This is a genomic window from Flavobacteriaceae bacterium HL-DH10 (assembly GCA_031826515.1).
In the GTDB taxonomy this organism is placed as follows: Bacteria; Bacteroidota; Bacteroidia; order Flavobacteriales; family Flavobacteriaceae; genus Thalassobellus; species Thalassobellus suaedae.
In genome coordinates this window covers 2158393-2171205 of the sequence record CP134536.1, presented here as the reverse complement: position 1 = coordinate 2171205, position 12813 = coordinate 2158393, and the positions used below count along the sequence as shown (strand labels likewise).

The 12813-nt window shown below is 31.8% G+C and carries 10 protein-coding genes; 2 read left to right on the top strand and 8 right to left on the bottom strand.

Annotated elements, in window-relative coordinates:
* Positions 1–56: 56 nt before the first annotated feature.
* Complete coding sequence (locus tag RHP49_09425; protein WNH11141.1) at positions 57–440, top strand: DUF983 domain-containing protein; 384 nt, start codon at positions 57–59, stop codon at positions 438–440.
* Here RHP49_09425 and RHP49_09420 read toward each other — a convergent pair whose 3' ends face one another.
* From RHP49_09420 to RHP49_09385, 8 genes are all read right to left on the bottom strand, one after another.
* Positions 441–1481, bottom strand: a complete 1041-nt coding sequence (locus tag RHP49_09420; protein ID WNH11140.1) for an FAD-dependent oxidoreductase — start codon at positions 1479–1481, stop codon at positions 441–443. It lies immediately after the preceding gene.
* A gap of 84 nt (positions 1482–1565) precedes the next feature.
* Positions 1566–2456 carry a gliding motility protein GldN gene (gldN, locus tag RHP49_09415; protein WNH11139.1) on the bottom strand — a complete coding sequence of 297 codons (891 nt, stop codon included), beginning with the start codon at positions 2454–2456 and terminating at the stop codon, positions 1566–1568.
* A gap of 43 nt (positions 2457–2499) precedes the next feature.
* Complete coding sequence (gene gldM / locus RHP49_09410; protein WNH11138.1) at positions 2500–4062, bottom strand: gliding motility protein GldM; 1563 nt, start codon at positions 4060–4062, stop codon at positions 2500–2502.
* 47 nt (positions 4063–4109) lie between these two features.
* On the bottom strand, positions 4110–4748 hold the full coding sequence (gene gldL / locus RHP49_09405; GenBank protein ID WNH11137.1) for a gliding motility protein GldL: 639 nt from the start codon (positions 4746–4748) through the stop codon (positions 4110–4112).
* 92 nt (positions 4749–4840) lie between these two features.
* A complete protein-coding gene (gene gldK, locus RHP49_09400) occupies positions 4841–6193 on the bottom strand; it encodes a gliding motility lipoprotein GldK (protein ID WNH14407.1) in 1353 nt (450 codons plus the stop codon).
* 163 nt (positions 6194–6356) lie between these two features.
* Positions 6357–7523: a formimidoylglutamase gene (locus tag RHP49_09395; GenBank protein ID WNH11136.1), complete on the bottom strand. Its 1167-nt coding sequence runs from the start codon at positions 7521–7523 to the stop codon at positions 6357–6359.
* Positions 7524–7645: 122 nt separating this feature from the next.
* Positions 7646–10135, bottom strand: coding sequence for a type I DNA topoisomerase (gene topA / locus RHP49_09390; GenBank protein ID WNH11135.1), 2490 nt, complete (start codon positions 10133–10135; stop codon positions 7646–7648).
* Positions 10136–10346: 211 nt separating this feature from the next.
* Positions 10347–11150 carry a hypothetical protein gene (locus tag RHP49_09385; GenBank protein WNH11134.1) on the bottom strand — a complete coding sequence of 268 codons (804 nt, stop codon included), beginning with the start codon at positions 11148–11150 and terminating at the stop codon, positions 10347–10349.
* A 205-nt stretch (positions 11151–11355) separates the two neighbouring features.
* Between RHP49_09385 and miaB the strand changes: the two genes are divergently transcribed.
* On the top strand, positions 11356–12804 hold the full coding sequence (gene miaB / locus RHP49_09380) for a tRNA (N6-isopentenyl adenosine(37)-C2)-methylthiotransferase MiaB (GenBank protein ID WNH11133.1): 1449 nt from the start codon (positions 11356–11358) through the stop codon (positions 12802–12804).
* Positions 12805–12813: the final 9 nt, after the last annotated feature.

Genomic DNA, 12813 nt, shown 5'->3' with positions numbered 1-12813 from the left:
TTATTAAAATCTTATTTTTGTCCTGTAATTGCGATTGCAAAAATACGTTAAAATATATGTTTAAAAAAGGAACAAAATTATATAGTATTTTTACTGGAACTTGCCCTAAATGTCATGAAGAATCCATGTATAAAAACAAGAATCCTTATATAATTTCTGAAGTTTTAGATATGCATGAAACATGCAGCAATTGTGGCACTAAATATAAGATAGAACCTTCATTTTTTTATGGCGCTATGTATGTTAGCTACGCTGTAGGTATAGCTTTTGCTGTAGCGGCTTTTGTAATTTCATTTTATTTCTTTAACGCTAACATCAATATTGTTTTTATTTCTATTGTTGCCACTTTAATGGCTTTTTTACCAGTAATAATAAGAGTATCTAGAAATATCTGGATTAATATCTTTATGCATTATGATAAATCTTTAGATAAGAAATAATTAATTATACCGTTTAATATCAATTTCATCTTCTAGAGGTATTTCGTTTTCAATAAAATTAAAGAGTTGTTTTGCAACATAAGGTCCAATCATAACACCTCGTGTACCTAAACCATTTAACACATACATATTCGTGTAATCTTGATGTTGCCCAACTAAAGGGCGTCTATCTTTAACTGTAGGACGGATACCTGCAACTTGTCTCACTACTTTATAAGAACAACTAATAAGTTTATCTAATTTATTTAAAAGCTCGTCTTTTGCTTTTGGTGTAACAGCATGCGTTGTATCATCCCAATCGTATGTAGCACCAACAATATATAAATCATTACCTAACGGAATTAAAAAAACGCCTGCTTTTAAAACATAATCCATTTTCAAATTAGGTGCATGAATTATAAGTAACTCGCCTTTTGTTGGTACTAAAGGCAAATGGTTAAAATAAGGGTTTTTAACAACTCCAAAACCTTCGGCAAAAACAATGCACTTTGATGTTATATTTTTATACTGAATAGTAGCATCGCTAACTTTTAAATCATCATAATTAAATGATTCATTAATATATATGTTCTTATTTAATAAATCTGTTTTGTAAGCATCAATTAAAGTTTTCACATCTATTCTTCCTGTTTTTAAAACTTTACCAAAACCAAAAGAAGCCTGAATTGATTCATTTTCATTTTTAATAATATCTGTTGAAAGGTATTCGGCAAGTGTTAGCTTATCGGATGCTGCAAACCAATCATTTTGTTCTTCTAAAGATGCGAATTTACGATATACAGGTATTTTATAATCAAGTTTTACTTTTAATGTTTCCTCTAATCGATTGTACATTGGAAGCGCAATATCTAATTGCTCTTTACTTTTCCAAACAGAAGTAAAACGCTTTAAAACAACAGGATTATACAACCCTCCTGCTACAGCTGATGATTGCTGCGATGTATCATCAAACACCATAAAACTTTTATTATTAGCTTTTAACTGTTCACAAAAACTAATACCCGCTAACCCGATTCCAACAATAATATAATCTACTTGCATAAGGCAGTAAAGATACTTAGAATGACAAAAAAAAAGACTATCATTTTCAGATAGTCTTTTTTACTTTTTAAAATATTGAATGTATTAATATGTCCACATATCTAATTCAAAATCTCTAATTTTATCTTTAATTCTTTCAGATTCTAACAATTGCATCAACGCATTTTGTGACACATATTCAGTAATTTTTCTATCTCCTTGTTCATTTTCTTCTTTAAAAATATAACCTTGGAAACGTCTAGAATTTAAAATATGATCGAAAGAAAAAGGAATTGAACTATTTTCATTGTTAAAAGCTTTGGCTTCATGTAACACCTCTCTTGAATCTGGAAAAAATATCCAAAAAAGTGGTACTAAATCTGGATTTTCATCTTCAATAAAGTTAACATCTGGTGCTACAGGAGCAATACCTATTAGTCTGTATTTCATTTCAGCTTGACGCTTGTCAAAATACCAAAGTCCTCTAATATGATATTCGGTAATATCTGCAGCTGTAATATCTCTTCTGTTAATATATTCAGCAGATAATTCTTCACCAGCATTTAATTGCTCAATACCTAACTCGGTAGTGTCAATTTTAACCAATGCAGACTCAATGTCCTTTAAAGTTCTTTTTGTTGTAAAATAAGAATCATCATAAATGTTTTTGATATTACCGTTTTTGATATTCTTCATAAGCACATCATACAATGAACGTCTATCTTTTCCAATATTATTTGTATCTATTGGATAGTAAAGTGGGAAATTTGCACGCTCGTCTAAAACGATTTTTTCCCATACTGTTTTAGAAAAAAGAATATCTCTATCGTCAACATAACCATATTCTAACGGTTTGTCATTATCGATTGCCTTTTGCGCTTCTGTTCTAACACCAATTTGTTCAGGGCTTTTAGCATTTAATATATTTGCTTGAGCAAACATACCAGACACTGTACAAACAGCTACAACGGTTAATAAAAAACTTTTTAATTTCATCTCAATTTACTTTAATTATTATTAGGAAATATCCCTAATGAATTTAATTTGTAAGCTCAATAATGATTGGTGATACTTTTTTAAGTATAACGCTAACACCACTAGCTTTTGCTTCAATATCGAATATTGTAACATCAGATCCTCGCTTAGCTTTAGCTAATATTGCTTGAGACCTGCTATCTAATTTATTGCCTTTAACATTTATTGTTGGTTGTCCAGGAACTTTAAATTTAAATCCTGTTACACGCAATGGTAATTCAAAATCGAAATCGTCAAATTTAGCTCCAATAGTTGAAATTTTAAGACTTCCTTTTTGCATTTTAATAGCGCCATCTTCACCTCTTACAGTACCTGTTGGTTTTGGTAAATCTTTAATTCTAAAAGTAGCTCTATCGCTAACTGGTTTTCCATCAGGCAACTTTCCTGTAACATTTATCGTAACTTCTCTACCTTTTATTTGTGTAGCATCCATAACATAGGTACTTCCACCAGCTCTAGATAAACCTTGAGCACTTGCGGTAACTCTATTGTCTGGAATACCAGCAAATGAAATAGTCATTGGGTTTTTTACACCACGATATACGACATTCATTTTATCGGCAGAAATAGTTGCTGAATTTGGCTTAGAAACAGTTGCAAATGATTGCTTAACTTCCACTACTACCTCTTCTCCTTCTTGAGAAAAATATAGATTTCCTGAGATTTTATGCTCTCCTACACCACCCGTTCCTACTTTCAATTTCACTTTACCACCTTCGATAGTAAAATCTTTATTTTCAACTAATTTTCTTCCATCTAGAGTTAATTCAACTCTATTAGGTTTAGTAGAAGCATCTGTACGACCTAACACAATTTCTCCATCAAATTGCTCACCGTTAAAGTAAGCCGATTTAGATGTTTCCATTAAAGTTGCATAATTTTTCATAGAAACTTCATCAGTTAAAGTTCCTTTAAGCATGTTAGATAATACTTCTGATTCAGTAGTTTTAATATCTGCCTGAATTTGAGTCATTTTAGTTAAAGAAGCCACTAAAGGGAATCCTTTATAATTATGATCTAACCATTCAACAGTTCCTGCTCCACGTTTCACTGGATCAGTATTAAACTTATCTTTAACACCTGCGATGATACTTTCCATACCTTTTTTTCCTGAAAGCAAGCTAATAACACCTTCTCTAAAACCATTTATATGGTCTAAAAACTTTTGTCCATCATCTTTCAGTTTTGCTCCTTTAAAGAAATTTTGATCAAGGTAATCGCCTTTATCCATAATTTCATAATCGGTAGGGTTATCAACTGTTGCTGTCATTTTACCTTTTAATTCAGCTAAATAAGAATCAAAATCTTTAGCTAATTTGTGTAATTTTTCAGCATCAGCTTTTAAAGGCTCGTATTTTTCTGGTTGTTCCTCAGCTTTTAACTTTAGGTTATCAACAAAATTATTGTTACGTTCTTCTGCAGACTCGTTAGATTCTACAAGTCTTTCGTTCATTAATCCGAAGGCTGAAAGCACTTCTTTAGACATATTTAAAGCTAGCATTGCTATAAATATTAAATACATCAGATTAATCATTTTCTGTCTGGGTGATAAATTTCCTCCTGCCATTTCTAATTAGGTTTTTGGTTAATATTAAATTTGGGATTAACCCCTAATTAGCTTTTATTCATTGCAGATAACATACCGCCATACACACCATTTAATGAAGATAAATTAGATGCTAAAGATTGCATTTGCTCTTTTAATTTAGCTGCGTTTTCAATAGACTCTTCGTTAATAGTTGCTTGTTTATTAACACTTTCTAATTGTACTTTATATAAACTGTTTAATGATTCCATTTGTGCTGCTGCTAAAGATAATTCTTCACCATATTTTTTTGTAGCTTCAATAGAATCTGCAGTAGATGACATGTTTTTTGCAGCACCTTCAAAATTTTTAATGCTGTCGCCTAAACTAGCCATTAATTCACCATCAATTTTAGCGTCTTTTAATAACTCATCTAATTTTTTAGATAATAATCCTTGCGCGTCTTCTTTGGCTTCTTTTTTACCAGTTTGTCCTCCAGCTAATTCTGGATACACTAAAGACCAATCTAACTCATCGTCAACTGGTTCAAATGCTGAAAGTGCAAAAATAATTGCTTCTGTTACTAAACCCAATGTTAACATAAAGTTACCTGTGATGAATCCAAACTCCATATGAGTGATTTTAAAAAGCGCTCCAATAATTACAATTGCTGCTCCTAATCCGTAAGCCATGTTCATGAACTTCTTACCTGCTTTTGACTGTGCCATAATTTCTTGATTTTAAATTTTTAAGTATTTCTACTTAAGTAGGTTAATTAATAGGTTATTGATTTGATTTGATTAAACTTTAGGTGTTCTTACTACTTTGTTACTTTTGTCCCCATGTAATCTTGTACTGTTCTGAACCCTATAAAACTTCTTGCAGAATCTGCATATTCGTAATCTCTAGAACTTACTTGTAAAAAGTAAGCAACATCTTTCCAAGAACCACCTCTTACTACTTTACGTTTATTATTCTTATCATTCACACTCGGATTGATTGTAGATATATATTCGTAAGAATTAGGATCATAAGACGCATCTACCCATTCTGAAACATTACCCGCCATATTATATAAGTTATAATCATTAGGCTCATAAGATTTAGCTTCAACGGTATATAAAGCTTGATCTGCTGCATAATCTCCACGCACTGGTTTGAAATTCGCCATGAAACATCCTCTATCGCTCTTTGCATAAGGACCTCCCCAAGGATACGTTGCAGCTTGCAGTCCTCCTCTTGCAGCATACTCCCATTCTGCTTCAGAAGGTAATCTAAAAGTATTTACCATAGCAGATCCTTTTTTAGATTTTTGGTATGAGTTTTTATTGATTGTTCTCCACTCACAAAATGCTTTAGCTTGTTTCCAAGTTACACCTACTACGGGGTAATCTCCATAAGCATCATGCCAAAAATAATCGTTATGCATTGGTTCGTTATAAGAATAAGCGAAATCTCTTATCCATACTGTTGTATCTGGATAAATCTCAATTTCTTCTTTCTTAATAGCTTCTTTACGAGTAATGCTTCTATTTTTTGCAGCTTCTTGTATATCCATATAATTATACTGAAACTTAAACTTTTTCACATCCCAAGTACGTTGACCATTATATGACTCCTCTAAAGGTAAATACATGGTATCCATAACTTCAGCATAGTATTCGTCTGGATATTCTGATGTATCAAAAATCAAATCGATATCATGATTTATTTTTCTACCTTCATATCCTGTTGGTCCTAATCCAGTATAGTTTTCGAACATATATTTTTCGTAAACAGACATATTAGCTGTATCTGCATCTTTAAATGCATACTCTCCAATACCACCATCTTCAGGTACTTTTGCTACTTCATCTGCTAAAACAGCTAGTTTCATTCTAACTATAGAATCTCTAACCCAATTGACAAATTGACGGTATTCACTATTTGTGATTTCGGTAGCATCCATATAAATTGCTCGAACTGTTACAGTCTTTGCAGGTGCATCATGAACTCCAGCCAAATCATCATCAGCTTTACCCATTATAAATGAACCACCAGGGATTAGCTCCATTCCATATGGCTTTTCTGGATGCCATTTTTTTCCTTGTACACCAACTAATTCACCTCTATCTTTAGAGCCACAACTAGCTAGCATTGTTAATACTGCGGTTAATAATATAAACTTCTTCATATCCATAGAAAACTCGAGGTTAATTTTTTTAAGCTTCATTTTCAAAGCGTAAACATATTTATATATTTTTTAAAAAACAACTATTTATCAAAAAAAATTACATTTCATCGTAAAAAAATAACGTTTTACCGATGAAAACAACGTTTCAACCTTAACTTATCTTTTAAACACTATTTTTCTGAAACGCCTTATACCAACGATCAGGCACTATATTATTACATGCATCGAGATAATCCTGATGCATGCAAGGTAATAACGTGTGTCTCTTTAATTTATTATTAACTTCAGATAAAAAAGGAATCTCTATCCACCATCTGCCTGTTTTATTACTCTTATAAAACACCAATTCTTCTGAATCTACTAAAACTATAAACTTTTGATAATTATTTTCATCTGAAAAATCATCGTCGTTTACTCTAAAATTAACACCTTCAATGAAGTACCACAGTATTTGCGACACTAACATGGATGTAATCTCATCATCTTTTGATGGTTTATATTCATATATCCCAAAAGATGATACTTTATTACTAATACCAGCATATCGTGCAATGGCACAAATTTCTTTACCATCTAAGCCATTTGGAGAATACTTTTGATTTAAACTTACCTCAGCGCCTTTAACCGAACTTAAATCAATACTAACAATATTAGCATCTCTTAACGCTGGTTCTACAATGGTTATGTTACTTGAAACCTGTCCTAATCTATACGACTCAAAATACAAGCTATCCATTAAATCTATTTCTTCTTGCGAATTAAAATAGGTTTGATAACCTATAGTAGCATAATTAAAGAGATTATAAGGTTCATCTAAAATTATTTTACCAACAAAACTATTATTCTTTATGGGCTTTGCAGAATCTCCTAAATCAAACTTACTATCAACATTAACAATATTAACCATTGGAACTAAATTATCATAAGCTCGATAATTTGCGTAAGTAAGATCTTGTGTCCCACCTAAAATAATGGGAATGATATTTTTTTTCACAAGAATACTAATAACCTCTTTTAAAGCGAAATAAGTATCTTCAATACTTTCTCCTTTATTAATATCTCCTAAATCGGCAATAGTAGTATTCCAACTTCCTGGGAAAAGACCATAAAAAGATTTTCTAATTTCATTTAACTGAAATTCTTCTCCAATGTAGTTAACATCGTTTCTGTTTTCTAAAACACCTAGTATAGCAATGTTAACATTTTCTAAATCAGGTATTCCATTTTGAGTAGAGTGAATTCGAAGTTTCCTACCTAAAGCCTGCGATTCAAGCAACTCATTATGAGCTAAAACCAAATCTGAAACAGGAGACAGAAAATTAAAATTCATTAAATATGTATAATTACTTCTTGTTCTTTTTTTACAAATATCAACAGAAAAAACGATTTTACAACAAAACTAAAAAACAATGTTATTCACAAAACGTTGATAATTTGACGTTTTAACGAAATTTATTTCTTTTTAGCCGTTGTTTTTTTCTTTGTAGCTTTCTTTTTTGGTGTTTTTGCTTCTATTATTGCTTTAGCTTCTTCTAAAGTCATCTCAGAAACATCTACAGTTTTAGGTAATTCAACCTTTATTTTTCCTTTTAAAACATTATGTCTGCCCCAGCGTGCTTTTTCAACACGAATACCTTCATCTTCCCAATTATGAATGACCTTATCGATTTCTTTTTGAATTTTAGTTTCAATTAACTCAATAATGTCTTCATCAGATAGGTTATCCCAATCGTATTTTTTATTTACGTTTATAAACATATTGTTCCATTTAATAAATGGTCCAAAACGCCCTTTACCTTTTTGAACAGGTAAATCTTTATACATATATATTGGAGCATCAGCTTTTTGTTTCTCTTTAATTAAAACAATAGCATCATCCAACTCCACACTTAAAGGATCAACACCTTTTGGAAGTGACACAAAAGAATCTCCAAACTTAACATAAGGTCCAAAACGCCCATTATTAACGAGTATATCTTCTCCTTTATATTCACCTAAACTTTTTGGAAGCTGAAATAAATCCATAGCTTCTTCATAAGTAATCGTGTTTAATTGTTGGTCTGGACTTAAACTTGCAAATTGTGGTTTTTCTTCATCATCAACCGTTCCTATTTGCACCATAGGTCCAAACTTACCTAAACGCACACTAACCTGTTTCCCCGATTTTGGATCGGTTCCTAAAATACGCTCTCCAGATTCTCTATCAGCATTTTCCTTAACATCTTCTACAATAGGATGAAAATCTTTATAAAACGATTTCATCATTTTAATCCAATCCTCTTTTCCATCTGCGATATCATCAAAATCAGCTTCTACTTTAGCTGTAAAATTATAATCTAAAATATTCTCAAAATGATTTACCAAAAAGTCGGTAACAATCATCCCTATATCTGTCGGCACTAGTTTTCCTTTATCAGAACCTACTTTTTCAGAGAGCATGGTATCTGTTAAATTATCATTCTGTAATTTAAGTTGAGTATATTCACGCTCCACACCTTCAACAGCTCCTTTTTCAACATAATTTCTATTTTGAATAGTTGAAATAGTTGGCGCATAAGTTGACGGACGACCAATACCTAATTCTTCCAACTTCTTAACTAGTGATGCTTCTGTAAATCTTGCTGGCGCACGTGTGTAACGCTCTGTGGCAGTAATATAACTATTTAGTAAAGTTTCATTAGTTTTCATTGCTGGCAACATCCCTTCTTGCTCAGCATCTTCATCATCGGTACCTTCTAAATATACTTTTAAAAAGCCATCAAAAGTAATAACCTCACCGTTAGCTGTAAATGTTTCTTTATGTGTCGAGGCACTAATTTTCACATTGGTGCGCTCTAGCTCTGCTTCACTCATTTGAGAAGCAATAGCACGTTTCCAGATTAAATCGTATAATCGTGCTTGATCATAATCTATATCTACAGAATGCACAGCGAAGTTAGTAGGTCTTATAGCCTCATGCGCTTCTTGTGCTCCTTTTGCTTTTCCTTTGTAATTTCTAGGTTTACTATACTTAGAACCATAAGCACTTTCTATTTCTGCTTGCGCTCCATTTCTTGCTTCATCAGATAAATTTACACTATCTGTTCTCATATAAGTAATAAGTCCAGCCTCATATAAGCGCTGAGCCATAGTCATGGTTTTACTTACCGAAAAATATAATTTACGCGATGCTTCTTGTTGTAAAGTAGAAGTTGTAAACGGTGCTGCTGGTGATTTTTTTGCAGGTTTTTTTTGTAAATCTGCAACTTTAAAACTAGCTGCTTTATTTGATTCTAAAAATTTATAAGCAGCTTCTTTAGATGAAAACGTCTTAGGTAGTTTTGCTTTAAAAGATTGTCCGTCTTCATTTGAAAACTCTGCATCAATTCTATAAGAAGCTTCTGGTGTAAAGTTTTGAATATCTCGTTCTCGTTCTACAATTAAGCGCACAGAAACAGACTGTACACGACCTGCCGATAAGCCTCCTTTTACTTTTCTCCAAAGTACTGGCGACAATTCATAACCTACAATCCTATCTAATACGCGACGTGCTTGTTGCGCATCTACTAAATCATAATCTATACCTCTTGGGTTTTCAATAGCTTTTTGAATAGCCGATTTAGTGATTTCATGAAAAACAATACGTTTTGTCTTGTCTTTGTCTAATTTTAAAGTCTCAGCTAAATGCCATGCTATAGCCTCACCCTCGCGATCTTCATCACTTGCTAGCCATACCCAATCTGCTTTTTTAGCTAAATCTTTCAGTTTTTTTACAACTGCCTTTTTATCTTTTGAAACTTCATATGTTGGTTTAAAATCACCGTCTACATTTACCCCTAATTCCTTAGAAGGAAGATCGGATATATGTCCAAAACTAGATTCTACTTTAAAATCTTTTCCTAAAAATTTTTCAATAGTTTTTGCCTTAGCAGGTGACTCAACAATCACTAAATTCTTCGCCATACTTCAATTTTTGAAGCTACAAATGTATGTGAAAAAAAGTTTATCTGCCTAATTTTCGAGATTATCTGTTTATTATTTAAACAAAAAGAGCTCTATTTAACACTTAAAACACAACTCTTTTTATTTAAAAATGTATATATTTTATACTGATATTTTTTCTATTTCAACAATAACATAATTTTGATCAAAAATTATATCACATACTTATTTGTTAAAAACTCGATTCATCTTCATGCATTCCTATTTGATCTATCTCACTAGTTTCCTCAAACCCGACTACTTCTTTATAAATAAAAAACACTGGAAAATAAACGATAGACAACGTAAATAAAAGTCCTATTCCACAACCCAAAATCCCCAACATTGCAATTATCCCTGCAATAAACATCGTCCCAAAAGTGATAAGCCATTTTTTATTCCCTATCGCAAAACTTGCTTTTATAATTTCAGTTTCAGTAAAATCAGGATTATTAGCGAGAACTATTGCAAAATAAGACAAAGGTACAAACACATAAATATAAGGTATCATAAATAATACTTGAGCAACAGTTGCTATTGCAGCGTAAATAATACCAAGCATAAAAATTTTACTAAAGTATTCCTTTTTAAAAAAATAAAAATAATCATCATTTTCATTTATTCCTGAATCTACCTGTTTACAAATTCTATAAAAAGCGCCAACAAAAAGGAGTGTTAATGTACTTGTTAAAATAGTTTGAGGCAGACTATATATCGCATTCATAGAATAAAACTTTGAAAAAGACTTAAAATTAAACCCATTTTCAAATAAATCTGTTTGAGTGCCAAGGCCTATTGCTGAGAAGAAAAGACCTATAAGTATTCCAGCAATTACAATAAACAAAACCATTAAAAACCCTTTAAGCCAAACTTTTTTATATAGTTCAACACAATCATTAATAATTGTTCCAAAATCTAAAGCTGGAGCATTATCTATTTTCTTTAGTAAACCATCAAGTGTATTCATTTTTAAAATGCTGATTAATGTTTCAATCAAAGGAAACCTTTTATATAATATTTAACAAAATTTATAATACATTTTGTGTCTGACACTTTGTCATAAAACATAAATATATTGTATCTTTGCATGCTTATTGAACCATACATGTTTAATCTGGTGATTTTTATTTTTTTTCAGAAGTCATTCGCCATTAAAAACCTCGATCTACACTAAGATTAATGTGGTTCATTTCTAGTAAACTATGGAAAAAACAATAGACGAAAGCAAACAAGGAGATGCTTTAATTCTTGAACAAAAAAAAGAAAACACCCGCAAACTTTTTATTGAAAGTTATGGTTGTGCTATGAATTTTAGCGATAGCGAAATTGTGGCCTCTATCATGCAAGACCAAGGATATAACACCACTCAAAACCTTGAAGATGCCGATTTAGTTTTAGTAAACACCTGTTCTATTCGTGATAAAGCCGAACAAACCGTTCGTAAACGTTTAGAAAAATATAATGCTATAAAAAGAGACCTTAATCCTAAAATGAAAGTCGGTGTTTTAGGCTGTATGGCAGAACGATTAAAAACAAAATTTCTTGAAGAAGAAAAAATTGTTGATTTAGTAGTTGGCCCTGATGCTTACAAAGATTTACCAAATTTGTTAGCCGAAGTTGATGAAGGTAGAGATGCTATAAATGTTATTCTTTCTAAAGAAGAAACCTATGGCGACATTTCACCTGTACGCCTAAACACAAACGGTGTTACAGCATTTGTATCTATTACTCGTGGTTGCGATAACATGTGCACCTTTTGCGTAGTACCTTTTACACGTGGTAGAGAGCGTAGCAGAAACCCACAAAGTATTATTGAGGAAGTTAACGATTTATGGAATAGAGGATATAAAGAAATTACACTTCTAGGACAAAATGTAGATAGTTATCTGTGGTATGGTGGCGGACTAAAAAAAGACTTTGATAAAGCCAGTGATTTACAAAAAGCCTCAGCTGTAAACTTCTCTAATTTATTAGAGTTATGCGCCCAAGCACAACCTAAAATGCGTATTCGCTTTTCAACATCAAATCCACAAGATTTAACATTGGATGTGATTAAAACCATGGCAACATATCAAAACATTTGCAATCATATTCATTTACCTGTACAAAGTGGCAGTAATCGCATTTTAAAAGCAATGAATCGTTTGCATACACGGGAAGAATACATGGAATTAATTGATAATATCCGTCGTATTATTCCAAATTGCACTATTAGCCAAGATATGATTGTTGGTTTTCCAACGGAAACTGAAGCCGATTTTCAAGACACCGTTTCATTAATGGACTATGTAAAATATCATTTTGGATATATGTTTACCTATTCAGAACGTCCAGGAACAATGGCAGGACGGAATATGGAAGATGATGTTCCTGAAGAAACAAAAAAACGAAGACTACAAGATATTGTAGATTTACAAAGAGCACATAGCGAAATTAGAACCAAAGCTTTTTTAAATACGACTGTAGAAGTTTTAATTGAAAAAGAATCTAAAAAATCTGATGCACAATGGTCTGGAAGAACATCTCAAAATGTTGTTGCTGTTTTCCCTAAAGAAAGCTATAAAATTGGAGACTTTGTTAATGTTAATGTAACAGATTGCACAAGTGCCACTCTAATTGGAGAAGCGATTGGGTTGAGTGAAAATAATTAAAAAAAACAA

Bases quoted from the DNA above. Each gene is read 5' to 3' on its own strand.
- RHP49_09420 (WNH11140.1), bottom strand. From the start codon at position 1,481: ATGCAAGTAGATTATATTATTGTTGGAATCGGGTTAGCGGGTATTAGT.
- topA (WNH11135.1), bottom strand. From the start codon at position 10,135: ATGGCGAAGAATTTAGTGATTGTTGAGTCACCTGCTAAGGCAAAAACT.
- miaB (WNH11133.1), top strand. From the start codon at position 11,356: ATGGAAAAAACAATAGACGAAAGCAAACAAGGAGATGCTTTAATTCTT.
- RHP49_09425 (WNH11141.1), top strand. From the start codon at position 57: ATGTTTAAAAAAGGAACAAAATTATATAGTATTTTTACTGGAACTTGC.
- gldL (WNH11137.1), bottom strand. From the start codon at position 4,748: ATGGCACAGTCAAAAGCAGGTAAGAAGTTCATGAACATGGCTTACGGA.
- gldN (WNH11139.1), bottom strand. From the start codon at position 2,456: ATGAAATTAAAAAGTTTTTTATTAACCGTTGTAGCTGTTTGTACAGTG.
- gldK (WNH14407.1), bottom strand. From the start codon at position 6,193: ATGAAGAAGTTTATATTATTAACCGCAGTATTAACAATGCTAGCTAGT.
- gldM (WNH11138.1), bottom strand. From the start codon at position 4,062: ATGGCAGGAGGAAATTTATCACCCAGACAGAAAATGATTAATCTGATG.
- RHP49_09395 (WNH11136.1), bottom strand. From the start codon at position 7,523: ATGAATTTTAATTTTCTGTCTCCTGTTTCAGATTTGGTTTTAGCTCAT.